Here is a 26,961-nt window from a genome sequence, read left to right as displayed (position 1 = left end):
ATGAGCTATAAACAAAGAGCTGTGTCCGGCATAGTATGGGCGCTGTGGCAGCAATTAAGTTCAAAGGTGGTAAGCTTCGGCATATCCATATTCCTGGCACGGATCCTGGAGCCGTCACAATTTGGTTTGATAGCTATGCTGTCGCTTTTTATTTCGGTTGGCAACAGCCTCCTGGATAGCGGTCTCACAGCTTCACTGATCCGCACAACCGATGCCGATCAGCGCGATTATTCAACCGTTTTCTATTTTAATATCATTGGCAGCAGTATCCTTTACCTGATACTTTTTATAACGGCGCCGCTCATCGCTGCTTTTTATCACCAGCCACTGTTAACGTCTGTTGTGCGCGTTTACACCTTAATTTTAATTATAAACGCGTTTTTTGGGGTACAAAGCACCTTACTGGTCAAGGATCTGAAGTTTAAAAAACAAACCAACATTCAAGTCCCGTCGGCCATTGGCGGCGGAATATTGGGTATCATACTTGCAAAATTAGGATACGGCGTTTGGAGCCTGGTTTGGATGGGTTTATGCACATCTTTTTTATCAACGGCCATACATTGGATCACTTCAAGCTGGCGACCGGCACTGATATTTGATAAGGCTTGTTTTAAAAAGCATATCCACTTCGGCTACAAAATGACATTATCAGGTTTAATTGATACCGTTTATCAAAACATTTACCTGATAATCATAGGTAAGTTCTTTTCGGCAACCCAGCTTGGCTACTACAGCCGGGCCGATTCGATAAGTCAATTACCGATAAGTAATATTTCAGCAGCTATAAATAAGGTTACCTACCCAATGTTCGCAGAGATCTCAAACGACCCGGTACAACTAAAAAATGTATATAAACGGCTTATGCAGCAGGTAGTATTCTGGAACGCACCGGCACTTATATTGCTCAGTGTTATTGCGAGGCCCTTGTTTCACATCTTATTAACCGATAAATGGCTGCCAGCTGTTCCGTTTTTCCAGTTGCTATGCATAGGTGGTATCATGTACCCGCTTCATTCATACAACTTAAATGTTTTGAAAGTAATGGGACAAAGCGCCTTGTTTTTAAAGTTAGAGGTTATTAAAAAGGTGTTAAGTGTAGTAGGCATCCTGCTCTTTATTCCCTTCGGAATTTATGGATTATTATACTTTCAGTTACTTTTTAATATAATAGCTTACTACATCAATTCCATTTACAGCGGGCGCTTAATTGACTACCCGGTTACCGAACAGGTGAAGGATATTTTGCCAACAGTAACGTTGGCCGGAAGTATAGGCCTTTGTTGTTATTTTCTCGACAAGTTGCTGATCAATGATTTTTTCATCCCGACTATGCAAATTGGCATACTACTCATAGTATTCATTGCGGTTTATTATGGTGCCAGTTTGTTAATTAAACTCTCCGCTATTAAAGATTTTAACCAATTAATCCTAAAAAGATGATTCCAGTAACCAAACCATTTCTCCCTGCCGAAAAGGAATTCAGAGCCTATGTTAAAAGTATCTGGGAAAGGCAATGGCTTACCAACAACGGGCCCCTTGTGAACACGCTTGAATTAAAGTTAAAGCAATACCTGGGCGTTAGTCATATGCTGTTTGTTACAAACGGTACAATAGCTTTACAGCTGGCCATCAAAGCACTTAACTTAAGCGGAGAAATTATCACAACGCCATTTTCATTTGTTGCTACTACAAGCACTATTGTATGGCAGGGTTGCGAACCTGTATTTGTGGATATTGACCCTGAGACACTGAATATTGATCCGGCTAAAATAGAAGCTGCTATCACACCCAACACATCGGCTATACTGGCAACACACGTATTCGGTAACCCATGCGATATAACAGCCATACAAGCTATTGCTGATAAACATAACCTTAAGGTGATCTATGATGCCGCACATTGCTTCGGTACTTTTTATAAAAACCGCTCCGTATTTGAATATGGCGATATCAGTGTAACCAGCTTTCACTCAACCAAATTATATCACACTATCGAAGGCGGCGCTGTATTTACCCAGGATCCGGAGTTATTAAAAACCATGGCATTGATGCGCAACTTCGGATATTCGGGTGTTGACACTTTTTCTGAAGAAGGTATCAATGCAAAAAACAGCGAGTTTCATGCTGCAATGGGTTTATGCAATCTGCGCCATGTTGACGAGATACTTAAAAAAAGAAAGTATTTGTATGAGCAATATCTGCAGCGCCTGGAAAACCTGGATGTTCAGTTTCAAAAACTTGAAAACGAACAGGATTACAATTATGCATATTTCCCCATCGTTTTTCAAACAGAGGCCCTCATGCATCAAAGCAAAGCAAAATTAGAGTTAGCACAGATTTACTGCAGAAGGTATTTTTATCCCTCGCTGTCATCATTACCATACGTAAAAAGCCAACCAATGCCTGTTTGCGATTCCATAGCCTCACGGGTGGTTTGTCTTCCTTTATATCATACACTATCACTGTCAGATCTCGACCTTATTTGCAGGTTATTACTCCGTGCACAAAACTTCGACAACAACTTTAAACCGAAACATTTTGGCACACTGGTGACCGATAAAATTGAATCTGAGATAAATGTAAGGGCAGCGAATGTAAATGGAACGGTATGAATGATGAAGAAATAATGGTAAGTGTTCTCTGTATTACTTACAACCATGAAAAATTCATTTCCGAGGCTATCCGAAGCTTCTTGATGCAGAAAACCAACTTTAAGTTTGAGATCATCATTGGCGACGATTGCTCGACAGATAAAACCCAGTCAATAATTAAATTTTACTCAGAAACCTATCCCGGCAGGATCAATCTTATAGCCTCCCCTACCAACTTAGGCACGCATAAAAATTTAATTAATTGTGTTACACAGTGTAGGGGCAGGTATATAGCTCTTTGCGAGGGCGACGACTACTGGATAAATGAATATAAACTGCAAAAGCAGGTTGATTTTTTAGAAAACAATGCCGACTTCGTTATTTGCTGCCATTACCACAAAGTGATAAACGTTAATAATAAAACACTTTACGTACATCCTAACCCAACACCGATAATACATACATATGCCGATTTGCTGGCGGGGAAACAGGAAGAAACAAAAACAGCAACGGTTGTTTATCGCAACATTCCCGAAACCCGTCAGCTGTTTGCTACCCCCTGGTTTTTTGAATGTTTTGCCGGCGATAAAATATTTAAGCTATGGGCCACCCAGCATACCGGCGGTAAAATTTATGTAATACCCGAGGTAATGAGCTGTTATCGCAATCATGAGGGCGGCGTGTGGAGCATGATCAACGCCAAGGCGCGCATGGAAATGGTTATAAGTGATTTCAATTTAATCATCAAAAATTTCACATACTCGGCGATCGCTAAAAAAAGACTTTTACTGCTTTATGTAAAACGCTATCTGCTTTTTGAATTACAAAACAAGCGGTTTCGTAAAGCGTACGAGACGGTAAAATACCTGCTATAACTGCCAGCGCATTTAACATTAACATGAACATACAAGCCGCCCCCTTTTCAAAACCCGTTCTGTTTTTCATTATTCCGTCGCTTAGAGGTGGGGGAGCAGAAAGGGTTATCATTTCGCTTGCTAATTATTTTAATAAAAACAACTTCCAGTCGGTACTTATTTCTTTAAACAATGATGTTCCAGCATATGAAATTGATGATGATGTTAAGGTATTTTACCTTACTGACCGTCAAAAAAATTGGTTTGTTTACAGATTGTATCATATTGCCGAAACTTTTTTTAAACTTATCAAGTTGTTGCGGGCTCAAAAACCGGTGTGCGCTTTATCATTTATCACATCCGCCAATGTTTGGACTGGTATTACCTGTTGGTTTACCCGGGTGCCTTACATTGTTTCAGAGCGCACTTCGCCCGATAGAAGCGTTATCAGGTTTAATTACTTGCGTAAACAACTGGCTTTAAACTTATATAAAAGAGCGGACGCAGTTGTAGTAAGTGCTAAGGGAGTTGAGGACTGTCTGCTTAACGACAAAGACTTTAAAGTGCTCACAAATATCGAGCGCATAACAAATGCCGTAACCATTTTCCCATCACCGTCAGAGAAGAAGGTTCACCATCGGAGGTTTATTCTGGGGGTTGGCCGTTTGGCCTACGTAAAAGGCTTTGATATCCTTATTGAAGCCTATGCAAAATCAGGCCTTTCCAACGTCGATCTGATTATCGTTGGCGATGGTGAAGAACGCGCTAACCTCGTTTGCCAGATCTTTAATCTGGGGTTAAGAGAACGGGTATTGCTGCCTGGCAGCAAAAACAATCTTCAGGATTATTACAACCAGGCCGATATGTTTGTCTTACCATCGCGCAACGAGGGATATCCTAACGCTTTAGTTGAGGCTATGAGCTTTGGATGCCCTTCCATAGCAGTGGATTGCAATTTTGGACCTTCGGAGATCATCAACAACGGCCAAAATGGAATACTGGTAAAAAGAGGATCAATAATTGATTTAGCCGATGCAATGCACCGTTTGGCCGGCGATGAGGTTTTAAAAACAACTCTTGGAAATCAGGCCCGTGTCATATCTCAAACCAACCATCCCGATAAGATACTGGGAGAATGGGAAACGTTAATCAAAAAGCACGTCACTGCAAGTACAACAGCGGCACAACTAACAAACAGCCAACCAGCTTTATAAAACTATCAAACTGTTAATATGCTACAGTACTTAATTCGTTTGGATGATTTATGCCCGACAAATAATCTCCAAAAATGGGAGCGTTTTTTCACTCTGTTTGACAGGTATGGCATAAAACCCATAATAGCCGTTATCCCGGCAAATAAAGACCCCAAACTAAAAGCCTGCGGTAATTTCAATCCTTACTACTGGCAGTTGGTGCGCGAACTTCAAAATAAAAATTATGTGATGGGCATGCACGGTTTTGATCATTATTACATAAATCACAACTCCGGCTTACTGAAGATGAATAACAGGTCGGAATTTGCAGGCTTACCATTGCAAACACAGAAAGAAAAAATAAGAAAAGCGGCCGAAATATTCAAACGTGAAAATATCAACCCCACTGTTTTTATTGCTCCTGCACATACCTTTGACCGCAATACACTGCTTGCTTTACACGAATATACCAACATTAAAATAATAAGCGACGGCCTGCTCAAGTCACCTTATGTAAGATTTGGTTTTAATTGGGTACCTGTTCAATTATCAGAAGTTGAGCAAAAAACAAAATACACCTGGACATTCAATTATCATCCCGAAACCTGTTCTGACAAAACGTTTGCTGAGCTTGAAATTTTCTTAGAAAAAAACCATCACCTTTTTGTTTCATTGGATGACCTCGATTTTTCAAATTATACCTGGGCAGATGCCTTTGCCGAAAAATATTGCATTTATAAACGATTAGCCCGTGATTACGCTCAAAAAGCAATCGCTTTTTTGGAACGGGTCCCTGCCGGAAACTAACACTATTTAAACCTGATATGAAAATTTCCTTTGCGCCACCTTACATTGACCAGTCTGTTATAAACGAGGTTATGGACACGCTTAACTCCGGCTGGATAACCACCGGGCCCAAAGTAGCCGCACTTGAACAGCAAATGAAACAGCTTACAGCTTCGGATTCGGCTGTTTGCGTAAACTCCTGGACGTCAGGAGCTATCCTAATGCTAAAATGGTTCGGCATAAAGGAAGGCGATGAAGTTATCATACCAGCATACACCTATTGTGCTACCGCCTTAAGTGTACTGCATTGCGGGGCTACGCCGGTGATAGTTGATGTTGATGACGATTGCTGCATCTCCACAGAAGCTGTGATCAAAGCAATAACCCCAAAAACAAAAGCAATTATTGCTGTTGACATAGCCGGCTGGCCATGCAACTACGAAGAATTAAAGGCGATTATCAATAAACCGGAAATTAAAAAATTATTCGTTGCTGAAAGCCCTAAGCAAAAGATTTTAGGCAGGATCCTCTTAATTGCCGACGCAGCGCACTCAATCGGTGCAACCATAAATGAATTGCCGGCAGCAAAGTATAGTGACGTATCGATATTTTCTTTCCACGCGGTAAAAAACATCACTACAGCCGAAGGAGGTTGTATCTGCATCAATTTGCCTGCCTGCTTTAATCCGGCCGAGGAACACCGGTATTTAAAACTATATACTCTTAACGGCCAAACCAAAGATGCCTTTACCAAAAGTAATGGCGGCGGCTGGAAATACGATATCCTGTTTATGGGCCTCAAAATCAACATGCCCGACATTTGTGCAGCAATAGGCCTCGGCCAACTCAGAAATTATGAGGCCAGGTTGCTGCCTATGCGCAAGCATGTTGCATCAATATATTGTAACAGGTTTAAATCAATGGACTGGTTTGTTGAACCGCCACTAAAAAACGAGCAAAGGGAATCATCCTATCACTTGTTTGCCCTGCGCATCAAAGGTATATCAGAGGCACAGCGTGACCAGATAATTGAAAGCATTATGGCTGAAGGGATCATGGCCAATGTACATTTTACCCCACTGCCAATGCTTACTCTTTTTAAAGATCTGGGTTATAAGATCGCTCAGTATCCATCAGCTTATGCCCTTTATGCAAATGAAATCTCATTGCCCATTTATCCTCAACTTACCGGTGAGCAGATTGATTTTATAGTTACTACGGTAATAAACTCCGTTAACTCTGTGCTGGAAGAATGTAAAGAACTTGCAAAAGTTGAATTATAAAATAGAGTTATGATTAAACGGCTTTTTGATGTTGGCATATCACTTATAGCACTGATAATGTTGCTGCCATTGTTTATTTTAATTGCTATAGCTATTAAAATAAATTCGAGGGGAAGCGCATTTTATAAACAAACAAGGGTTGGGAAAGATAGAAATGAGTTTGAACTGTTCAAATTCCGGACCATGTACATAAACTCGGACAAGGCTGGATTACTAACCATAGGCAGTAAAGATTACCGGATCACCAGTGTTGGTTACTGGCTCAGGAAATATAAACTTGATGAACTGCCGCAATTACTAAACGTGTTAAAAGGTGACATGAGCTTTGTTGGCCCGCGCCCCGAAGTACGGAAATATGTAAACCTGTATACACCTGCTCAACTAAGGGTATTAAGTGTTAAACCGGGAGTAACAGATTGGGCATCTATCAAATATTTTAATGAAAATGATATCCTGGCCAGCAGCGATGATCCTGAAGATATGTATATCAAGGTGATAGTTCCGTCAAAGATCAGCAAGAACCTCGAATACATTGACAACCAGGATCTCTTCATGGATCTGAAAATTATATTTTCTACAATAAAACGAATTTTTCAATAGCACCACTTTATTATGCTGCTTAAAAAGTGCCTCTTTTACGGATTAATGCTCTTCTATCTGTACACACTTGCTTTTAACATTTTCATGACAGATACTTTGAGGATTCCTGCGCCTGTAATTTTTTGCATGCTGCTATTCTTTGTGCAAAAGCCTTTGCTTGATTTTGGCTATTACAACGAGTTAATAATTTTTTTAATCGGCGTTTTTTTATACCAGGTAGTAGGGATGAGCAATTATATTACCTTTTTTGCCATACTCCTTACTATAATACCATGCTCATTATACTTTAATTATTTTGTAGGTGCAAATAAATCGCGCTATTACGCTTCAATACTAATGTTCTTCTTTTTGCTCATGTGCTCTATGATCATTATGGTACTTGATCACAGCATGGCAGGCACCATTGACCCGATCAGGAGCATGTTATTGGGCGAACCGGTTAAACAAAGTCCAGCAGGCCTGGCAGTAACGCAATTCAACTTCGGGTACCAGGTTGTAGCAATTACCACCTTTGCCTTTATTGCATCATGCACTACCGGGCAATATCTTATAGTAAGGGTTTTGGTTTTAGCGGCCTGCATTGTTTGCATTTACCTTGGCATGAACAGGTCGGCATTTATAAGCTTTGGGGCCGGGGTAACGCTCTTCCTGTTTGTTTACTATCGCTATAGAGCCGTTTTCCTGGTTGCAGCTACAGTGATCATATGTTTTGGGTTATACACTTATGTGTTAAAAGATAACACTGACGACAAAAACAACATTTTATCCAAAAACCAGGCTAAAGAAGCCAACGATTTTAACCGGGCCGATATGGCTGCCGAAAACCTTAAAATATTTGCTGATTACCCTTTCGGGCTTATATTTTATGGCAAAACCTGGGACGAGGTAACCTATCGAAACCCCTTGTTCACATTCGGCTTATCATCGCACAATGCCTACCTGATGTTTATAACCGTGCTTGGCCCGTTTTTAGGATTAGGGTTATTATGGGCCATATATTACAAGACCGTTCGCCTGTTTTGGCAAACTATAAAAAACGTAAAACATAAAGGAAGCGCTATTTATGTAGCTATATTTTTCACTTTTATAGCAGTTTCATTAAACGCGTTGTCACATAACGGGTGGCTAATGAGCGTGGACGGCCCTACTATATTTATTTATTTCGCTGTATTACATTACAACAGGTTAAAAGACCCGGTAAAACAAACCGAACCAATGCAGGAAGAATTAGCTGTCGCTTAAAACTTGATCCCAATTTTTATTTATAATGAGAAAGAAGATTTTCCTTGTTCTTGGTTCGCTTGGTACAGGTGGTTCTGAGCGTGTTTACTGGCTGCTATCGCAATATTTCAACAAGCCCGATTATGAGGTAGTTGTAGTATTGCTTAATGGAGACGAGTGCAGTTTCTCAACAGAAATAGCAGGTATCAGATTTTTAAACCTGAAAACAATAAAGGCTTCACGCTCATTTTTTAAACTTCGTAAACTGCTGAAAGATGAAAAACCATACGCGGTTTTTTCAACTACCGATCATATTAATATCCTGGTAGCCTTTGTTTCCATGTTTGTTAAAGTGCCTAATTTAATAGCCAGGGCATCTAACAATCCGCAGCAAATGGCGCAGTTTTATGGATTTAAATCCCGCTTTTACAATTATTTTTCAAGGTTTTTGTTTGTACGCTTTAACTCAATTGTTTGCCAGTCGGAAGAAATGAAACAATCCATAGCCCGACTTTATAATATCAACCTAAACAAGCTTATTGTTATTCATAACCCGGTTATTATAACAAGTGTAATAAAACCTCAAAACCAAATTTCGGGACTAAAGAGGCTTATTGCAGTTAACCGGCTCATCAAAGAGAAAGGATTATTTCGCTTGCTTGACGTTATGAAAGCACTGCCTCAAAACTATGTTCTAACTATAGCCGGCAAGGGCCCGCTGATGGATACCTTAAAAGCAGAGGTACAAAATATCGGCCTCAACGAACGCGTGAAGTTCATCGGCGAAATTAAAAATGTTGCCGATGTTATTTCTAAGCATGACTTACTGGTTTTAAGCTCATTTACCGAAGGCTTCCCTAATGTAGTGCTCGAAGCATTGTCGGTAGGCGTTCCGGTGGTTACATTCAGAGTTGGCGGGGTTAACGAATTGATAAGAGAAGGCTTTAACGGTTTTATAGCCGAGCAAAATGATCTGTGCACACTACGCCATCAAATTATCAGGGCATGCAATCAAACCTGGCAGCATCCTAATATCAAAGCCGATATCGTTGATCGCTTTAGTCTCGAGAAAATAGGCATGGAATATGAAACCCTGCTTGCTAATTAAACAAAACTATTAACCCCTCAGCGTTTTTTTATGTGCGGCATTTATGGATCAACAGTGAGATATGACGATAACATCATATTTCAAAAACTGGCAAGGGCCGATTTCAGGGGTCCCGATTATTCTGGCTTTGAACACAATGGTCCGGTTACCTTAGGCCATAACCGTTTGGCTATTGTTGATCTGGATCACCGGTCAGATCAGCCCTTAACTTACAATCACCTTAAAGTTGTATTTAATGGCGAAATCTACAATTATAAAACCTTAAAGGTAAAGCTCACAGCCCTGGGTTACAGATTCCTAACCGATTCGGATACAGAAGTTATTACAGCCGCCTTTCTTGAATACGGCGAAAATTGTGTCAACCATTTCAACGGTATGTTTGCCTTTGTAATTTTTGACACCCGCACGCTCCAGCTTTTTGGCGCCCGCGACAGGCTTGGCAAAAAGCCATTTTACTATACCCAAAATGGTTTAGATTTTGAATTTGCCAGCCAGCCATCGCAAATATGTATAGGCCGGAATGTAACTATCAATGAACAGGCTATTAACGAATATTTTGTATGGGGATACGTTCCCGAACCCAAATCGGCCTGGAACGAAATCCAGAAACTTGAGGCCGGACATTCATTTTGTTTTGATTGCAACACCGGCAGTTTCAGAACAAGAAAATACTGGGAACTGGATTTAAACCATGCCGAACGCTATGAAGGAGCATACCAACAAGCACAGGCCGATTTAACCCGGCTGATTACTAACGCTGTTGATATACGCATGCATGCCGACGTGCCCCTTGGGGTATATCTTTCAGGTGGTATCGACTCCTCACTTGTTGCGGCCATAGCTTCAAAAAACTATAATAATGTAAAAACCTTTTGCATAAAATTCAGAGAAAAAGGTTTTGACGAAAGCGTTTTTGCACAAAAAATTGCCGATCATTTAAAAACAGATCATCATACAATTGAATGTAATAAAGAGGAAGGCCTTGAACTAATTGAGAGTTTCGGCCGCTATTATGATGAGCCTTTTGCCGATTCAAGTGCCATCCCATCCCTGCTGTTAAGTAAACACACCAAAAAACACGTTACCGTGGTTTTAAGCGGTGATGGCGGCGATGAAAGCTTTTTAGGATATAGCCGTTACAAATGGTTTAATATGGTTAACCAGCTGTTTAAATGCCCGCTGGCGCTGCGTAAAAAAATAGCCGACATAATTAGCATTTCCCCTAACTATCGTCACAAGCTAATTGCAATGGGGATCTGCAATCCGGAGGTTAAATCACTTTACGGGCTTATGCTGGGCGGCCTGGAATACTCCTGGCTCGAAAATCCTAACATTGGCCTGCAGGTTCCGTTCATGGATATCTGGTCATCAAAATCAACAAGTATGCTTCAAAAGCTATCGGCATTTGATACCAAGACCTATTTAAACGGTGATATAAATACTAAGGTGGACAGGGGCACAATGGCATTTTCCTTAGAAGCAAGGGCACCGCTTATGGATCACCGGGTAGTTGATTTTGCTCAAAACCTGCCCGACAGCTATAAATTTAAATATGGCATTCAAAAAAGGATTTTAAAAGATATATTATACCAATACGCCCCGGCGCAATTGTTTGACAGGCCGAAAGCGGGCTTCACGATGCCACTCGGGCATTGGTTCAAAAACGAACTGAGAGATCATGTAATGGACCACCTTTCAATCAGCGAACTAAAGAACATTCCCGGTATTAATGTACAAAAATCATTTGCAATGATAAACGACCACATGAGCGGCAAATGGAACAGAACAACGCAGATCTGGAAACTGCTTGTATTTACACAATGGTTAAAAAATCAGCATTCAAAACCAATTTCAACATACCAGGTAGCTTAAACATTCAAAACCTTATGATCCAGATTAACAACAGGGCTATGCGTATAGTACCCTACACCGTTGTATGGTTTGCCGCCAAACCCAATTTATGGGGTTGCCTGTTAAAATACTATAAACAAAGTAAAAGCAGCGAAGCTGTTCCGGGATATCGCAAAGAGGATTTTTTCACCAAAATAATTGATATAAACGCGCCTGTACCTGCTATTGAAGCCAAGTTTGATAAAAATACATCATACGAAATACGCAGGGCCATTAAAGATGGCGTATCAACCGTAATGGGTACCGGCATTAAACAATTTATTGATTTTTACAATGCATTTGCAGCTACCAAAGGCCTGAAAAAAATCAACAAAGAATTTTATAAATACAAGCCGCACCTCTTTATCACCAAGGCGGTTTATCAGGACCAGGATATTGTTATGCACGCTTACATTCGCGACCATTCATCGCAAAGGGTAAGGCTCTTACATTCGGCTTCGCTGTTCAGAAATGAAAACGACAGCCAGTTAAGGGCTGTTATCGGCAGGGCAAACCGTTTACTGCATTTTGAAGATATCCGTTTTTTTAAACAACTGGGCTTCAAAATATATGACCTTGGAGGCTATGCTTACAACACCTCAGATACCGAACTTTTAAAGATCAACAAATTCAAAGATAGTTTTGGTGGAAGCCTGCTGCAAGAAACCGACTACGTACCTATATCACTCGCGTTCCTGTCATTTTTAAAAAAAATGTTTCGATTATGAAAGACCTTATCTCCACATTCACTTCAATTATTCACAAACTGTTTAGTTATGATAAATGGAATATAGGTTATATATCACAATCTCCCGAAAATCTTATCCATACTCAGCAGTTAAACGGAAAAATCAATTGGTTATCAGAAGATAAAGTGGATTATACAGCCGATCCCTTTACCGCAAATATCAATGGCCGTTTACATCTCTATTATGAAGAGCTTAATTTCTGGAAGGGAAAAGGCGAGATCATGATGACAGATAACATGCATTTCAAAAACAAGAAAAAAGTAAATGGTATCATGGAAGATGAAATACACCTCTCCTATCCTCACATGTTCACTGACAGTAACCGGCTATACTGTATTCCGGAAACAGGCAGGGCTAAACAGGTGGCACTCTATCAAATTGATATGAATAACCCGTATAAGTTTGAAAAGATCAGGGTATTGCTGGAAGGCCAGGCATTTGTTGACAGTTCCATTATCCATTATAACAACAAATATTGGCTCTTTACAAGTGTTTCGGGTGAACACGGCGTACTGTACTTATTTTATGCCGACACACTCGACGCTCCATTTAAGGCACATAAACAAAACCCGATAAATGTGGCGTCAAACGTGAGCCGATCGGCAGGCAGGTTATTTGTAGTTGGGCAAAAACTTTATATGCCCAGCCAAAATCCGAAAAGGTGTTATGGCGGCTCGGTAATGATCAATGAAATTACCACTATAACCGAAACAGATTTTCAATACCATACCGCTTTTGAACTACTTCCCCAGGCACCTTATGACGAAGGATTGCATACTATAAATTTTGAAGATGGATTATTGATTGTTGACGGAAAACGCAAAGTATTGAGTGCAATGGGACCATTTAAAAAAGTGATCAGAAAGCTGAAGAGCCTTAATAATCCTAACTAGTGCCCAAGATGAAGCCTAAATTACTTTTCGTTTCAATTACCAACAAGGCAAACGGAGCCGAAAACATATTGTTACAGGCTGCCCGTGCAAGTAACGCTTCTCTGCTATTTTTAAAGAAAGTTGAAAGCGGCGGGTTAAATATTCCCAGCGATCAACAAGTTGAATATGTGAGCAACGGAAGCATATTAAGTGGCTTTTCCAAGTTAATAAAAAGCTTAAGCCCTTACCGCACAGATCATATTATTTTCAGTACGCATCCTTACTTAAATGCTTTCCTGGGGTTTTTAAAACGCATTGGATATTTAAAATCAAAACTCATAGTAAGGGAGTGCTCGTCTGTTTTAACCCGGTACAGCGGTCTAAAAAAATTGAGCTACCAGATAGCATATCGGCTTGGCTACCCCGGGGCAAATTTGGTTGTATGCCAAACAAGCAGCATGTGGGATAGCTTTATACAGCATCTCCCATACATCGACAAGCGAAGGGTTATCATTCAGAAAAACCCGATCGACATTGAACAAAACCTGATAAAGGCCGAAGAAGCACTGCCCGCTGCCGATGCCGCTGTTGAATTTATTTGCGCAGCCGGGCGACTGATTCCTGAAAAGGGTTTTGATATACTAATTATGGCTTTTGATGAAATTAAAGCATCCCGACCCAATTTGCAGCTACTGATATTTGGCGAAGGCCCGGAGCGAGCCTCGCTTCAGAAATTGATCCGTGAATTAAAATTGGAGGGCCGTGTAGTATTAAAAGGGTGGATCGCAAACCCAATGCCTTATTTTAAGCATGCAAAAGCCTGCGTTATATCATCAATAAAAGAAGGTTTTCCGAACGTATTGTTGCAAATGATGATCCTGAACCCAGTTGTAATCTGCACCAATTGCGCGGGAGGTATCGATGAGATTCCGGGCATTTACCTGGCTGAAGCCGATAATGTAAACTCATTAACAACAGTGGTAAACACCGCCCTCAACACTAATGGCAATCATAAAGACCTTATAATGCAATACGTAGAAGACCGCACCCCCGAAATATTCATCAAGTCGATACTGAATGCACTGGTATAACGGCCCCTGACTTATACATAGTAGCGCAACAACTTTAACCAACTAAAATAAAAATTTTATGAAAACAATTATTAAATCCACCCGAAATGTTGTGTTGCCTATAATAACAATTGTAGCCATGCTAACTGCTATTAACGGCTGTAAAAAAGCTGACCAGCCAACACCAACACCAACCCCGCCTACAACTACTCCTCCTGTTACAACACCGCAGGACGAATCTATCAAATCGATAAGCTTGATAGGATTGAGAAGTGATAGCGGCTTTTGTTACAAAATTGGCTATGATTTACCTGAAATTGGGGACTCGAACACCTCTCCAACTGTTTCAAAGCTCAGGCTGTTTGAAAACGGCGTTGAACTGGGACCGGCCCACTCTACCCACCATGATATCCGCAGTTTTGGACTCGGACAATTTAGCCATTGGGGCAACACATTGTATTTCTCAACGTCGGACAATAGTAATCCACTTACAAACGGGAGAAAATACACTTATACCATGAAGTAAGAATTATCAAATCACACCCAAACGCGCGCAATTTGATAAATTCCTTACTCAAAAGTATTCTGCAACAAGTACATCTACCTGCCTTTTTCGTTACCATTCCTGATTCTTTGATACAGGCATTTACCATTAGTTAAGCGTTCGCGCTTGTAATCAACCAATAATCAACGCCTTCTCTGAGGCTTTCATTTAAACCTAATTTCACTTATTTATGAAAATTTTAATTACCGGCACTGCGGGATTTATCGGCTATCATTTAACCCAAAAATTACTTAAACGCGGCGACACCGTTGTAGGCATTGATAATATTAATGATTACTACGATGTAAAGCTAAAGCACGATCGATTGCTGAATGCCGGCATAAAAGTATCAGGAATGGTTTACAACAAACCTGTTTGCAGTACAAAACATCCAAATTATACGTTTATAAAACTGGATATAACGGATAAGGAAAATCTGCAGCAGCAGTTCCAAAATTATCAGTTTGATGCCGTTTGTAACCTGGCCGCCCAGGCAGGCGTACGCTACAGTCTTACTAATCCCGACGTTTATATTGACACAAACGTAAAAGGATTTTTAAACATCCTGGAATGCTGCAGGCATTTCAAGATTAATCACCTTGTTTACGCCAGTTCATCAAGCGTTTACGGTTTAAACAAAAAAATGCCCTTCAGCGAGCATAATATTGCCGATCATCCGGTTTCATTATACGCTGCATCAAAAAAAGCCAATGAAATGATGGCCCACACCTACAGCCATCTATTTAACCTGCGCACTACAGGGTTACGTTTTTTTACAGTTTACGGGCCATGGGGCCGGCCGGATATGGCTTTATTTATTTTTACCAAGGCAATTCTGGAAGGCAGGCCTATTGAAGTTTTTAACAACGGTAATATGCTTCGCGATTTTACCTACGTAGATGACATTGTTGAAGGCATTACGCATGTTATTGATCAGCCGGCTGAACCTAATTATCTGTGGAATGCCAAAGATCCCGATCCGGCCACATCATCTGCACCTTTCAGGGTGTTTAACATTGGCAGAGGAGCACCAGTTAACCTGCTTGATTTTGTAAGCGAAATTGAAGCACAGGTGAATAAAAAAGCAATCAAGACACTAATGCCAATGCAGGATGGTGACGTTGCCGAAACCTGTGCCGATGTTTCAAATTTAGATGACATGCTGAACTACAAGCCCCAGGTCTCTGTTCATACTGGGGTTGAACGATTTATTGCATGGTATAAAAAATACTACCATATTAAAAGCACCGAGTCCGAGCCGGTTCTTGTTCACTAAAGTACCGCTCCCGATAATCGTGTATTATCTTTTGAATGGCATTACGTCTGCAATAAATCCTCACTTATAACCTATTGCTTATTATACCATTATGACAAGCAAAAAAGTGCTGATCGCCTGCGATTCGGCCAAATCGTTGATTGATTTTAGAGGTAAATTAGTTGAACTGATGCGCAAAGAGCATACCGTTTATGCTTTTATCCCTGCAATACCGTCCGAGCAACGCGCAAAACTGGCATTGTTAAACATCGTTTTATTTGAAAACAATCTAAACGGCAGTAATGTATCGATCCTATCTGATCTGAAGTATGTATTGAAACTTTACCGGGTCATTAAACAGCTAAAGCCGGATGTTTTTTTTCCATACACCCTTAAACCGGTTATATATGGAACACTTGCAGCCAAACTGGGTGGCGTGCGGAAAATAACGCCGATGCTTTCGGGCCTTGGTTATAATTTTGTTAGCGGTAACACATCTTTAACAAGCAAAATTACCCGCTTTCTACTTAGGTTCAGCCTTAAAAACAGACAGGGGTTGTCTGTCATATTTCAAAATAAAGATGATGTACAAACGCTGCTTGATTCTAAAATAATATCGGCAAAGCATCAAACTGCAGTGGTCAACGGATCGGGAGTTGATTTGAGCTACTATGCCCCTACCCAGCCGGATATTAATAACATAAGCTTTATCATGGTATCCAGGCTAATCAACGCCAAAGGGATCCGCGAATATTTTGAAGCGGCGCAAATTGTATTCCTAAAGCACCCACACGTAACTTTCAAACTAATCGGATCTTATGATGATAATGTCGACGCCATTCACCCCGATTTATTTTCGGAGATAAAGCACCGGAGTGTAATTAATTACCTGGGCGCCGTGGATGATGTAAGACCATATATAAGCAGTTCATCTGTTGTGGTACTACCTTCATACTATCGGGAAGGAATTCCACGGTGTTTGCTTGAAGCCATGGCTATGGCGCGTGCCATTATAACCTGCGATTCCGTTGGTTGCAGGGAAACTGTTGAAACATCACCCAATAGCAATGGATTTTTAATACCTGTAAAAAACACAGCCGAACTTGTGCACAAAATGGAGTATTTTATAACCAACAAGGAAGCTATCAGCAGTTTCGGGCTTAACGGGCTGGCCTTGGCAAAGGAAAAATTTGATGTGCATAAAGTAAATGCTATGATGATGCAGATAATGGACCTAAACTAATTAGCCGAAAATCAACAATACAAATTCATGAGAAATAGACTTAACTACGGAGACAGGCACTTTGAAGATTTCCGCGTTGCGATGCGTGATTACGGATGGGTTATTTTTGAGAATGCATTAGACAGCGATTTTGTTGCAGTTATAAATGAGGATTTAAAGGAAGCGTACGTAAAACGACGAGCCATTCAGGAAAAAAATGGGATAAGCTCTAATATGGTCGGCACACTTCACCACCTTGTTGAAAAGGACAATTTCAGCTTGCCGTTTATTGAAAAAATGTATTGCGCCGATGAGATAGCTTATTTTTTGAGTGGTAATTATATACTGAATGGCTTTAATGCTGTAATACACACCCAGCAGCAACATCCTTATGTAAGTAATATGCACCGTGATGTGCGCACATTTTTAGGCGATACAAAATTATTAGTGCAAATGATAGTTACCCTGGATGACTTTACCGAAGAAAACGGTGCTACCTATTTCCTGTCGGGCTCACATAAAACGGACATTAAACCTAACGAAACTTATTTCTACGAAACCGCCGACAGGGCTGTAACACCAAAAGGAAGTATCATCCTTTTCGACTCCAACATATGGCATGCTGCTGGCGAAAATAAAACAATTAAGCAACGCCGGGCATTAACGCTGGGATTCACCCGCCCTTTTATTAAACCACAAATGGACTATCCAAGGGTATTAGGCTACGACTTTATTGATAAGCTTAGTGCTGATCAGCGGCAGGTATTGGGTTATAATTCACGTATCCCAGAAAGCCTGGAAGAATATTATCAGCCCATTCATTTAAGAATGTATAAAAGTGACCAGGGTTAACAACTTTATTTTTCACACTCAATTTACAGTCATGCAAAAAAATAAAGCCGCGTTAAAACCCATAGGCGGGTATTTGGAGCTGGAACTGCCCAAAGGGAATGAATACTATCCCGATCTGGTTCGGTTAAACACAGGACGCAACGCGTTAGAGTACATATTGATACAAAAAAAATACCATAAAATTTATATTCCTTATTTCACCTGCGATGTGCTGCTTGAGCCTATTTTACGAACAGGTATTCAATACCAGTTTTATCATGTCGACCGGCAGTTAGATCCCATCGTTGATTTTGAGATTGAGCCTGACGCCTGTTTTTTATATACCAATTACTTTGGCATAAAACAAACAAAAGCATCAGAGCTTAGCGGCAAAATCAAAAATCTTATAATTGATAATTCGCAAGCCTTTTTTTCAGAGCCCCTTGCCGGCATTGATACATTTTATTCGTGCCGCAAGTTTTTTGGCGTTCCGGACGGCGCATACTTAAGCATTAAAAGAAAACTCACTAAAAAGTTGCCCATAGATAGTTCGGTAAACCGGTTTTCGCACCTCATAAAAAGTATTGACGCAGGTATAGAAGCCGGGTATTCTGACTATATAAACAACAGCAAGGATCTGGAAAACAACGAGATCAGGTCTATGTCGTTATTAACCCAAAAGATGCTTTCAAGCATCAATTACAATGAATGTGTATTTACGAGGCAGCGAAACTTTAATTTTCTGCACAAGCACCTTGCCGAATTTAACCTGCTCAAGTTTAACGCCGCTGATGAGCACACAGTACCATTGGTTTATCCTTTTTTAACAAACGACCGGCACCTAAAGGTTCATTTGATACAGAAAAAAATATATGTTGCCACCTACTGGCCTAATGTATTTAAATGGACTAAGAAAAACACCAACGAAAATTACCTGGCCCGGTGCTTAGTGCCATTACCAATCGATCAACGGTATGACCTTCAGGATATGTTTTATATGTTAAATACCCTAAGACTTTTTTTATGACCATTTCAGTTTACATACGCCCCCTTGTAATAGAAGATGCGTCCGTATCTTACGCATGGCGTAACGACCCATTGATATGGGTATATACAGGCTACAAACCTACTCATTATATTAGTTCGGAAATAGAAACAGCCTGGTTACGTGAAAAGCTGGCCAAGCCCGATCAGCTTAGATTTGCAATTTGTGTTAAAGAACTTAATACCTATATAGGAAATATCCAACTGCTTGATATTACTAATCATGACGCAGAATTACACCTGTTTATTGGTAACAAACTTTACTGGGGTAAAGGAATTGGTTACCAGGCAACAGTACAGATGATACGATATGGTTTTTTAATAAAGGAACTGGATGAGATTTATTTAAAGGTACACCCTGCAAATATCGCGGCAATAACTGTTTATGAAAAGGCAGGGTTTGAAATTACAGGTAAGGTAAATGATCTGATTACAATGAGTATTACCAAAAGTAAGTTTGTTTGCCTTCAAAATCAACAGTCATAATTTACCATCTCCTAAACTTTAATTCAATGATTAAGATCTTTACCCTGCTCAATAAAGAGGAATGGATTTCTTACGTCGGTAATTCGGCCGAACATGATTTTTATCATACATGGCATTATCACTCCCTTGAAACAGCCGGAGATCCTGTTCTATTTATTTATGAGGAGTCAGATACCTATATCGGCTTCCCCCTGCTGCAGCGAAAAATTCCGGGTTCTGACTACAACGACCTAACCTGTGTATATGGTTTTTCGGGCCCGTTTTCAAACAAAAAGATTGATGAGATAGATGAGGAGCTGTTGGAAAATTTTAAAGGCGCTTTCAATAATTTCCTTATAAAGGAAAAGTATGTGTCTGTTTTTGTAAGACTTCATCCTTTTTATAAGCAGCAAAAATTATTGGAGAAATTTGGAGGTGTTCACGAAAACGGAAAAACGGTAGTACTTGACCTTTCAGTGCCTATTGATGAACAGCGCAAAAAATACAGGCAATCAACCATGGATGCTATTAAGCACGCATGGAAAAGGGGGTTTAAAGTAAAGGATGAAACCAATGCTGACGGCTTAAACACCTTTGTCGAAATTTATACCGAAAACATGAAACGCGTTGGCGCCAGTAGCTACTACCTGTTTAATGAAAAATACTTTTCAGAAATATTAAACACATCTGAATATGAAGCCCGTTTGCTAACTGTTTACTATAACGACATTGCAATTGCAAGCACTATAATAACCTTTACAAATGGTATTATTCAAGCCCATTTAGTAGGTGCCCGGGCAGAATATTTACACCATAGCCCAACCAAATTTCTGGCCGATTGTATAACGCAGATAGGCAGGGAAAAGGGAATGAAATATTACAACCTGGGCGGTGGCCTTGGATTTAAGAACGACAAGCTCTTTGACTGGAAATGTGCCTTCTCCGACCTCCATCTTGACTTTAAAACATGGAGATATATTGCCAATCCCGAAATATACCAAAAGCTTTTGCAGGATAAGGGCATTGAAGAAAACGCCGAAGTAGACTTTTTTCCACTATACAGATACGCTTAAGATAATACCTAAATAAACCAGTTATGATATACCTCAAAAATTTGTTATTCCAGGATAAGTTTCATTCAAGATGGCTAATCCTGGTAATTGACCTGATGGTAGTTTTGTTATCATTATGGACATCACTATACTTTAAAAACCGGCTTCAGTTTGATCCCATCAGTCTTTATTATATGCTCTTTTATTGCAGCAATGCGGTGCTGGTTTTTATGATAATGAAAATACATACATGTATTATCAGGTATTCCAACACACGCGATATGATGCGGATTTTAATAACCGTACTGGCAAGTAATGTTACGTTTCTGCTGTTTTATCATGTGTTCTTCGCTTTCTATCTTAAAATAGATGTCACCGGATTGATGGATGTGCTGCTGATCAATTTCTTTATCACTTCGTCTATGCTTATGTGTATGCGTATTATAATCAAGGATGTTTTTAAATACATTGAGGCAACAAGTTATAAAGTTGAAAAAGAAAATGTACTGATCTACGGGTCCAACGAACCTTCCATACTAATTAAAAATGCCCTTGAAGCACAAAAAGGATTTATACTCAATGTTCAGGGCTTTATCGACACCGGGGTTGACAGAATATCAAAATGCATTGAGCAAAAGCAGGTTTATCCTATCAAATCAATTGATATGCTAAAAAAACGCTACGATATAAAGTCAATGCTGATAACATCCGAGGATATAAAAATCGATGGAAAAAGAAAGGCGGTTGAGAAATGCATTGAACTTGGCATAAAAGTAATTGTTGTGCCGTCATCAGACCAGTGGATCAATGGCAAGCCAAACCCAAATCAGTTTAAAGACTTAAAAATAGAAGACCTGTTGGAGCGAAAACCCATAAAAATCTGCAATGAACATATTTTGGATGACATTAAAGGTAAAAGGATTTTGATCACGGGTGCTGCTGGTTCAATAGGTTCTGAGCTGGTAAGGCAAGTGTTAATGTATAGTCCCGAATTTGTTGTATTATGTGACAGGGCCGAAACCCCGTTGCATGATATTCAAATGGAAATTGAAGACGGCTTGTACGGTAATCGCACCAGGATCTTTATTGCTGATATCCAAAATTCCGGTCGCATAAAAACACTATTTAATTTATACAGGCCTCAAATAGTATTTCATGCGGCAGCTTACAAGCACGTACCGATGATGGAAAATAATCCAACTGAAGCTATTTTAACAAACGTATGGGGCACAAAAATCCTGGCAGACATTTCAATAGAATTTAATGTCGAAAAATTTGTAATGATATCAACAGATAAAGCGGTGCGTCCAACAAACATCATGGGTGCCTCAAAACGGATAGCGGAAATGTATATCCAATCGTTAAATAACGTGTTATTTGAAGAGCATTTTTTTAACTCTGATCCGTCAAAAGGCAACCAAACCAGGTTTATAACAACCCGCTTTGGCAATGTCCTTGGGTCAAACGGCTCCGTGATCCCTCGCTTTAAAGCACAAATTGAAAAAGGCGGGCCCGTTACCGTTACCCATCCGGATATCACAAGGTACTTTATGACTATACCCGAAGCTGTACAACTGGTACTTGAAGCAGCCGTAATGGGCAATGGGGGCGAAATATTTTTGTTTGACATGGGCGAGCCTGTAAAAATTGCCGATTTGGCGGCGAATATGATAAAAATGGCTGGTCTTGTTCCGGGAAAAGATATCCAGATTGTTTATACCGGCTTGCGGCCTGGCGAAAAACTATACGAAGAGTTGTTAAATGCGGAAGAAGAGGTAATACCTACTTATAACAAAGACATCAAAATCTCCAAAAATATCCCGGTTAGTTATGCTAAGATCAATAATTTAATAAAGGACCTTTTGGAGCTCAACCTGCATAATGAAGTTGATTTGATGGTATCGAAAATGAAAACCATATTGCCCGATTACATCAGCAATAATTCTCAATATGAAAAGCTCGACATAAAATTGATTGACAAACAAATGGTGAACTAAGCTTTTTTTTAATTTATATGATTTATCTTATAGGTTTTCAATAATAATTTGCAGATTTAAGCAAATTAAAACCTAATATCCCATTCGCATTACGATGGGTAAAGCTGATGATTGTTATTTTTTAAAGAGGAAATCTAATGTCCTTTGATCCGAATTCTGATTTTTTTGAGATAGCGTTCAACGTGACGGAGCATACTGAAGCCATGCTGGCTTATTGGGATAAAAACCTGATTTGCCGCTATGCCAATAAAGCTACGGCCGATTGGTTTGGGATAACCCCGGAGCATATGATCAATAAATCACATCTTTCAGAAATTTTGGGAACATTATTTGAAGCGCAGCTTCCTTATATTAATGGTGTGTTAGGCGGTAAAATACAGGTTTTTGACCAGGTAATTCATTTGTATTCGGGCAAAGCTAAAAACGTGCGGGTAACTTATCATCCCAACTATGTTGAAGGTGAAATAAAGGGATTTTATGCACATATGGCAGACATTAGCCCGCTAAATAATAAATCCCACGATAATAATAAAACAGGAGTAGAAAAACTACCGGAGTTTGTAACTCAAAACGACCAGCTCCTTGAAAATGTTGCAAAAACACTAAATGAGAACCTGTTTATCGGATTTCCGAGTATCTCTGCACTTTCAAAAAAACATTTTGTATCTGAGTCAAAATTAAAAAGAGATTTTAAGCTGAGTTTCGGCAGAACGATTTTTTCCTATTACCGGTATCTGCAAATGGAAATTGCAGACAGATATATCAGGGAAAAGCGCTGCAATAAAAACCAAATGGCGGTGATGCTTAATTTTTCCAATCCGTCAAATTTTTCGGCATGTTATCATCGATATTTAGAAGAAAAATCATCCGATGGTGAGCTCATCGAAACACAAAAAGAAAATAATACTCATAATAAAATGCTTATAGAACAGGCCCCTATTGCTATTGCCATGTTCAATAACCAGATGCAATTTATTGCTGCTTCAAAAAAATGGGTTGCCGAATACAAACTTGAAAACACAGGTTTTATTGGAAAAAGTATATATGAAGTTTTACCAGATACAAAAAAGAAATGCGAAAAGCTCCATAATCATTGCTTAAAAGGTAATATATATCAATATGATGGCCTGCTCTTAAAAAAGAATGATGGCACCCGCGTTTGGTTAAAGTGGAATATTCAACCTTGGTTTACAACTTCGGGAGAAACAGGCGGACTATTTATCCATACCGAAGATATCTCCCAAATTAAAGCCATAGAGAAAGAAAACAAACAGGCCGAGAAGCTTCTAAAAAGAGCCGCTACCTTGTCAAAAATAGGTACCTGGACACGAGATCTGCTTACCCATACCATGCAATGGGATAACGTTATAAAAAGTATCCTTGAAGTACCTGAGTACTTCGTACCTGATATAAAAACGATATGGAAACTTTTTAAACAAGGCAAAAGCGAGAGACTTAGTAAAAAAGCTTTAAAAGACGCGTTAAAATACGGAAACTCTTTTGATATTGAAGTTGATATGATAACCGCCAAAGGTAATTCAAGAAAGATAAGAATTATTGGTTATCCTGAATTTCAAAATAATAAGTGTAAAAAGCTATCAGGAATACTTCTGGATATTACTCCTCTTTCACCGTTTAAAACGGCCAATTTTTTAACGGACTGAGCTGTTTAGAAAAATATTTTATCGTACTGATCTCCAAGCGGAAGATAAAAAAAATGATAATTCGCCAATATTTTACGAATATATGCGTTTGCAATAGCGCTATGTGTTAAATTTATCTTATTTTGAAAAAAATTACACCTTTAGTAAAATTAACTAAAATAACACTTCATTGGATGGATAACAGTTTAATAACTTAACTACCACTCACAAAACCTGGCAAATATCGGCCCCAAAAACGTGCAGAGCCATTTTTACTATTCCTAATTAGTGTGCATTAACGCCTTCTACAGGTATAATTTGGCCTTTTATAGGTTGAATTAAGATAGGAAGTATACATAAATTTAATTCACAAACGATGATACGAATTATCAACAAGGTCATTGCTTGTTTATTGATAAACGAATGTGAAGCATTAAATACCAAACAAATGAATAACCTAAACTTAAATCATGATTCAGAAAAATCCGAGACCCGATATTTATGATCATAAATATCTATAAGTAATTTGCAGTTTATTATAACCTAAATTTAATTATGCTAACCAACTAAAAATTGACACCTAATCGAATCTAATCTTATGCACAGCAAAGTTTATTACCCTGTTAGCTCATATATCAATAACGATCAAAGATCTATTGGTATTAATGACACTCAAGATTTACATTTTGGCAAAATTGTAGAGCGAATTGTTAGACGTGACCATATGGGGATAAGTGAAATCGCCCGGAAGCTCAACGTAAGCCGCAGAACGTTATACAATTGGTTTAATACCAAAAGGCTTAGCTTTGATATAATTTGTCAGATCGGAATCGTTATCGAACATGATTTTTCAAAGGAATTTCCCAACGAATTTGCTTTGAGATTTAATTCGCCGAATGCCGAAAAGGATATCGAAACCCATGAAGCAAAAGACGCTCCGCTTGATGCCATATATTATTGGATGGACAAGTATATAAAATTGCTTGAAAAATTCAATGAAGCGTTGCGCAACGAAAACACGCTAAAGGCAGATTGACAGCTTCCAGATATCACAAAATTATTATATTGACAAAAGACCTTTACTTACTTTTTTTATACAGTTATAAGTTGGTTGCTGCAAAACAGCGATCAATTTTTGTTGCCTTTTGTTATACATCTACATCTACCTATTTCCCAGCCTGTACATACTGAATATCCCTAAGTCGGCCACTATGGCTATTTTTTAAAATTCACCATCATGCTTTTTAATTCCTTTGGGTTCGGAATATTTCTGATTGTGGTTTTTGTGCTTTATTGGTTTGTACTTAACCGAAAAATGCAACAGCAAAATTTGTTGCTGCTCGCTGCAAGCTATTTTTTTTACGCTTGCTGGGACTGGCGGTTTCTTTTACTTTTAATTTTTTCGACCCTTTTAGATTATTTTACCGGGCTAAAAATGTACCAGGCAAAAACACAAAGCCTAAAAACCTTTTGGCTTTGGTTAAGCGTATCTGTAAACCTGGGCTTTCTGGGTGTTTTTAAATACTACAACTTCTTTGCAGCATCGCTTGCCAGCATATGCGCCAGTATCGGTATCCATTTAAGCCCGTTTACCCTAAATGTAATCCTCCCTGTCGGTATCTCTTTTTATACATTTCACGGTTTATCATATGTAATTGATGTTTATAAAAACCGTATTAAAGCCGAACGGAACTTCATCGACTATTCATTGTTTGTAAGTTTTTTTCCGCTTTTGGTGGCGGGCCCTATCGAACGGGCAACACACCTTTTGCCCCAGGTAAAAACAAAGAGAGAATTTAACTACCAGGACGCAATTAATGGCCTGAGGCAAATTCTATGGGGCCTGTTTAAAAAAGCTGTAATTGCCGATCAATGTGCCGACTATGCCAACATGATATTTGCAAATAGTTCGCATTATTCAGGCAGTACCCTTGTTTTAGGCGCCATATTTTTTGCATTCCAAATCTATTGCGATTTCTCGGGATATTCTGATATGGCATTAGGCATAGCAAAACTTTTTGGATTTGAACTGCTGAGAAATTTTGCATTCCCATACTTTTCAAGAGATATGGCCGAGTTTTGGCGCAGATGGCATATCTCACTATCGTCATGGTTTAGAGATTACTTATACATACCTCTTGGGGGCAGCAAAACAGGCACCTGGCTCAAAGTAAGAAACACATTAATCATTTTCTTGGTTAGCGGTTTTTGGCACGGCGCCAACTGGACCTTCATCATCTGGGGTCTTCTAAATGCTTTATTCATTCTCCCTTCTATCCTTTTAAAAACAAACAGAAACCACCTCGAGATAGCAGCCAAAGGTAAAGCTATGCCAACTTTCACCGAAGTCATGCAAATGATAGCCACATTTCTGCAGGTAATTTTTGCATGGATCTTTTTTAGGGCTGATAGTGTTACACAAGCATTTAAATATATTGGCCGGATTTTTTCGCGATCGCTTTTTTCCATACCTCAATTAGATGTTAACAAAGCACAATTGCTTGAAGTGATCATTCTTATCCTATGTTTTATAATAGTTGAGTGGCAGGGGCGGGAAAACCAATATGCCATTGAGAAGTTAAGTTGGTTAAGAAAAAGAGGGTACAGATTGACCTTTTACTATACATTGGTTGTGGTGATTTTTTTATTTACAGGAAAAGAGCAGCAGTTTATTTACTTTCAATTTTAAGC

24 protein-coding genes are annotated in these 26,961 nt (G+C 39.3%); all 24 read left to right on the top strand.

Features of this window, described 5'->3' with window-relative positions; translation table 11 throughout:
- The 24 genes from ACP26M_RS04915 (at position 1) to ACP26M_RS04800 (ending at position 26,959) form a co-directional block, all read left to right on the top strand.
- Complete coding sequence (locus ACP26M_RS04915) at positions 1-1,440, top strand: lipopolysaccharide biosynthesis protein (protein ID WP_426586690.1); 1,440 nt, start codon at positions 1-3, stop codon at positions 1,438-1,440.
- Positions 1,437-2,612, top strand: coding sequence for a DegT/DnrJ/EryC1/StrS family aminotransferase (locus ACP26M_RS04910; RefSeq protein WP_426586688.1), 1,176 nt, complete (start codon positions 1,437-1,439; stop codon positions 2,610-2,612). The genes ACP26M_RS04915 and ACP26M_RS04910 overlap by 4 nt, the downstream gene beginning before the upstream one ends.
- Positions 2,609-3,466, top strand: a complete 858-nt coding sequence (locus ACP26M_RS04905) for a glycosyltransferase family 2 protein (protein ID WP_426586686.1) — start codon at positions 2,609-2,611, stop codon at positions 3,464-3,466. Before ACP26M_RS04910 ends, ACP26M_RS04905 begins: the two co-directional genes overlap by 4 nt.
- Positions 3,467-3,489: 23 nt before the next feature.
- Positions 3,490-4,659 carry a glycosyltransferase family 4 protein gene (locus tag ACP26M_RS04900; protein ID WP_426586684.1) on the top strand — a complete coding sequence of 390 codons (1,170 nt, stop codon included), beginning with the start codon at positions 3,490-3,492 and terminating at the stop codon, positions 4,657-4,659.
- Between the two features lie 18 nt (positions 4,660-4,677).
- Complete coding sequence (locus tag ACP26M_RS04895; protein ID WP_426586682.1) at positions 4,678-5,445, top strand: DUF2334 domain-containing protein; 768 nt, start codon at positions 4,678-4,680, stop codon at positions 5,443-5,445.
- 17 nt (positions 5,446-5,462) lie between these two features.
- Complete coding sequence (locus ACP26M_RS04890; protein WP_426586680.1) at positions 5,463-6,707, top strand: DegT/DnrJ/EryC1/StrS family aminotransferase; 1,245 nt, start codon at positions 5,463-5,465, stop codon at positions 6,705-6,707.
- A gap of 9 nt (positions 6,708-6,716) precedes the next feature.
- On the top strand, positions 6,717-7,307 hold the full coding sequence (locus ACP26M_RS04885) for a sugar transferase (RefSeq protein ID WP_426586678.1): 591 nt from the start codon (positions 6,717-6,719) through the stop codon (positions 7,305-7,307).
- Positions 7,308-7,391: 84 nt separating this feature from the next.
- Positions 7,392-8,549 (top strand): O-antigen ligase family protein, encoded by a 1,158-nt coding sequence (locus ACP26M_RS04880; protein ID WP_426586676.1) that lies wholly within the window; start codon positions 7,392-7,394, stop codon positions 8,547-8,549.
- Positions 8,550-8,574: 25 nt separating this feature from the next.
- On the top strand, positions 8,575-9,636 hold the full coding sequence (locus ACP26M_RS04875; protein ID WP_426586674.1) for a glycosyltransferase: 1,062 nt from the start codon (positions 8,575-8,577) through the stop codon (positions 9,634-9,636).
- A 30-nt stretch (positions 9,637-9,666) separates the two neighbouring features.
- A complete protein-coding gene (gene asnB, locus ACP26M_RS04870) occupies positions 9,667-11,508 on the top strand; it encodes an asparagine synthase (glutamine-hydrolyzing) (protein ID WP_426586672.1) in 1,842 nt (613 codons plus the stop codon).
- A 14-nt stretch (positions 11,509-11,522) separates the two neighbouring features.
- Entirely contained in the window at positions 11,523-12,254 is a 732-nt protein-coding gene (locus ACP26M_RS04865; protein ID WP_426586670.1) for a hypothetical protein, read from the top strand.
- Positions 12,251-13,168, top strand: coding sequence for a glucosamine inositolphosphorylceramide transferase family protein (locus ACP26M_RS04860; RefSeq protein ID WP_426586668.1), 918 nt, complete (start codon positions 12,251-12,253; stop codon positions 13,166-13,168). The genes ACP26M_RS04865 and ACP26M_RS04860 overlap by 4 nt, the downstream gene beginning before the upstream one ends.
- Positions 13,169-13,176: 8 nt before the next feature.
- Positions 13,177-14,238, top strand: coding sequence for a glycosyltransferase (locus ACP26M_RS04855; protein WP_426586666.1), 1,062 nt, complete (start codon positions 13,177-13,179; stop codon positions 14,236-14,238).
- Between the two features lie 58 nt (positions 14,239-14,296).
- On the top strand, positions 14,297-14,743 hold the full coding sequence (locus ACP26M_RS04850; RefSeq protein WP_426586664.1) for a hypothetical protein: 447 nt from the start codon (positions 14,297-14,299) through the stop codon (positions 14,741-14,743).
- 208 nt (positions 14,744-14,951) lie between these two features.
- The gene (locus ACP26M_RS04845) at positions 14,952-16,037 is read left to right on the top strand and encodes an NAD-dependent epimerase (RefSeq protein ID WP_426586662.1); all 1,086 of its coding nucleotides are present in this window, start codon (positions 14,952-14,954) and stop codon (positions 16,035-16,037) included.
- Between the two features lie 91 nt (positions 16,038-16,128).
- Positions 16,129-17,259 (top strand): glycosyltransferase family 4 protein, encoded by a 1,131-nt coding sequence (locus ACP26M_RS04840; protein WP_426586660.1) that lies wholly within the window; start codon positions 16,129-16,131, stop codon positions 17,257-17,259.
- Between the two features lie 27 nt (positions 17,260-17,286).
- Complete coding sequence (locus tag ACP26M_RS04835; RefSeq protein ID WP_426586658.1) at positions 17,287-18,090, top strand: phytanoyl-CoA dioxygenase family protein; 804 nt, start codon at positions 17,287-17,289, stop codon at positions 18,088-18,090.
- 31 nt (positions 18,091-18,121) lie between these two features.
- Positions 18,122-19,096, top strand: coding sequence for a hypothetical protein (locus ACP26M_RS04830; RefSeq protein WP_426586656.1), 975 nt, complete (start codon positions 18,122-18,124; stop codon positions 19,094-19,096).
- On the top strand, positions 19,093-19,599 hold the full coding sequence (locus ACP26M_RS04825; RefSeq protein ID WP_426586654.1) for a GNAT family N-acetyltransferase: 507 nt from the start codon (positions 19,093-19,095) through the stop codon (positions 19,597-19,599). The genes ACP26M_RS04830 and ACP26M_RS04825 overlap by 4 nt, the downstream gene beginning before the upstream one ends.
- Before the next feature lie 26 nt (positions 19,600-19,625).
- Positions 19,626-20,651 (top strand): GNAT family N-acetyltransferase, encoded by a 1,026-nt coding sequence (locus tag ACP26M_RS04820; protein WP_426586652.1) that lies wholly within the window; start codon positions 19,626-19,628, stop codon positions 20,649-20,651.
- Positions 20,652-20,674: 23 nt separating this feature from the next.
- Complete coding sequence (locus ACP26M_RS04815) at positions 20,675-22,627, top strand: polysaccharide biosynthesis protein (protein WP_426586650.1); 1,953 nt, start codon at positions 20,675-20,677, stop codon at positions 22,625-22,627.
- Between the two features lie 137 nt (positions 22,628-22,764).
- Positions 22,765-24,291 (top strand): PAS domain-containing protein, encoded by a 1,527-nt coding sequence (locus ACP26M_RS04810; protein ID WP_426586648.1) that lies wholly within the window; start codon positions 22,765-22,767, stop codon positions 24,289-24,291.
- 577 nt (positions 24,292-24,868) lie between these two features.
- Complete coding sequence (locus ACP26M_RS04805; RefSeq protein WP_426586646.1) at positions 24,869-25,306, top strand: helix-turn-helix domain-containing protein; 438 nt, start codon at positions 24,869-24,871, stop codon at positions 25,304-25,306.
- 201 nt (positions 25,307-25,507) lie between these two features.
- Positions 25,508-26,959 carry an MBOAT family O-acyltransferase gene (locus ACP26M_RS04800; protein WP_426586644.1) on the top strand — a complete coding sequence of 484 codons (1,452 nt, stop codon included), beginning with the start codon at positions 25,508-25,510 and terminating at the stop codon, positions 26,957-26,959.
- The last annotated feature ends 2 nt before the right edge of the window (positions 26,960-26,961 follow it).

Source organism: Mucilaginibacter sp. R-33, from assembly GCF_049949235.1.
Taxonomy (GTDB): domain Bacteria; phylum Bacteroidota; class Bacteroidia; order Sphingobacteriales; family Sphingobacteriaceae; genus Mucilaginibacter.
The sequence above is the reverse complement of the archived record's forward strand: the minus strand, read 5'-3'. Positions and strand labels throughout refer to the sequence as shown.

What these genes read in the sequence shown, in the direction of transcription:
- ACP26M_RS04915 (WP_426586690.1), top strand. Translation starts at nt 1, where the DNA reads ATGAGCTATAAACAAAGAGCTGTGTCCGGCATAGTATGGGCGCTGTGG.
- ACP26M_RS04910 (WP_426586688.1), top strand. Translation starts at nt 1,437, where the DNA reads ATGATTCCAGTAACCAAACCATTTCTCCCTGCCGAAAAGGAATTCAGA.
- ACP26M_RS04905 (WP_426586686.1), top strand. Translation starts at nt 2,609, where the DNA reads ATGAATGATGAAGAAATAATGGTAAGTGTTCTCTGTATTACTTACAAC.
- ACP26M_RS04900 (WP_426586684.1), top strand. Translation starts at nt 3,490, where the DNA reads ATGAACATACAAGCCGCCCCCTTTTCAAAACCCGTTCTGTTTTTCATT.
- ACP26M_RS04895 (WP_426586682.1), top strand. Translation starts at nt 4,678, where the DNA reads ATGCTACAGTACTTAATTCGTTTGGATGATTTATGCCCGACAAATAAT.
- ACP26M_RS04890 (WP_426586680.1), top strand. Translation starts at nt 5,463, where the DNA reads ATGAAAATTTCCTTTGCGCCACCTTACATTGACCAGTCTGTTATAAAC.
- ACP26M_RS04885 (WP_426586678.1), top strand. Translation starts at nt 6,717, where the DNA reads ATGATTAAACGGCTTTTTGATGTTGGCATATCACTTATAGCACTGATA.
- ACP26M_RS04880 (WP_426586676.1), top strand. Translation starts at nt 7,392, where the DNA reads ATGACAGATACTTTGAGGATTCCTGCGCCTGTAATTTTTTGCATGCTG.
- ACP26M_RS04875 (WP_426586674.1), top strand. Translation starts at nt 8,575, where the DNA reads ATGAGAAAGAAGATTTTCCTTGTTCTTGGTTCGCTTGGTACAGGTGGT.
- asnB (WP_426586672.1), top strand. Translation starts at nt 9,667, where the DNA reads ATGTGCGGCATTTATGGATCAACAGTGAGATATGACGATAACATCATA.
- ACP26M_RS04865 (WP_426586670.1), top strand. Translation starts at nt 11,523, where the DNA reads ATGATCCAGATTAACAACAGGGCTATGCGTATAGTACCCTACACCGTT.
- ACP26M_RS04860 (WP_426586668.1), top strand. Translation starts at nt 12,251, where the DNA reads ATGAAAGACCTTATCTCCACATTCACTTCAATTATTCACAAACTGTTT.
- ACP26M_RS04855 (WP_426586666.1), top strand. Translation starts at nt 13,177, where the DNA reads ATGAAGCCTAAATTACTTTTCGTTTCAATTACCAACAAGGCAAACGGA.
- ACP26M_RS04850 (WP_426586664.1), top strand. Translation starts at nt 14,297, where the DNA reads ATGAAAACAATTATTAAATCCACCCGAAATGTTGTGTTGCCTATAATA.
- ACP26M_RS04845 (WP_426586662.1), top strand. Translation starts at nt 14,952, where the DNA reads ATGAAAATTTTAATTACCGGCACTGCGGGATTTATCGGCTATCATTTA.
- ACP26M_RS04840 (WP_426586660.1), top strand. Translation starts at nt 16,129, where the DNA reads ATGACAAGCAAAAAAGTGCTGATCGCCTGCGATTCGGCCAAATCGTTG.
- ACP26M_RS04835 (WP_426586658.1), top strand. Translation starts at nt 17,287, where the DNA reads ATGAGAAATAGACTTAACTACGGAGACAGGCACTTTGAAGATTTCCGC.
- ACP26M_RS04830 (WP_426586656.1), top strand. Translation starts at nt 18,122, where the DNA reads ATGCAAAAAAATAAAGCCGCGTTAAAACCCATAGGCGGGTATTTGGAG.
- ACP26M_RS04825 (WP_426586654.1), top strand. Translation starts at nt 19,093, where the DNA reads ATGACCATTTCAGTTTACATACGCCCCCTTGTAATAGAAGATGCGTCC.
- ACP26M_RS04820 (WP_426586652.1), top strand. Translation starts at nt 19,626, where the DNA reads ATGATTAAGATCTTTACCCTGCTCAATAAAGAGGAATGGATTTCTTAC.
- ACP26M_RS04815 (WP_426586650.1), top strand. Translation starts at nt 20,675, where the DNA reads ATGATATACCTCAAAAATTTGTTATTCCAGGATAAGTTTCATTCAAGA.
- ACP26M_RS04810 (WP_426586648.1), top strand. Translation starts at nt 22,765, where the DNA reads ATGTCCTTTGATCCGAATTCTGATTTTTTTGAGATAGCGTTCAACGTG.
- ACP26M_RS04805 (WP_426586646.1), top strand. Translation starts at nt 24,869, where the DNA reads ATGCACAGCAAAGTTTATTACCCTGTTAGCTCATATATCAATAACGAT.
- ACP26M_RS04800 (WP_426586644.1), top strand. Translation starts at nt 25,508, where the DNA reads ATGCTTTTTAATTCCTTTGGGTTCGGAATATTTCTGATTGTGGTTTTT.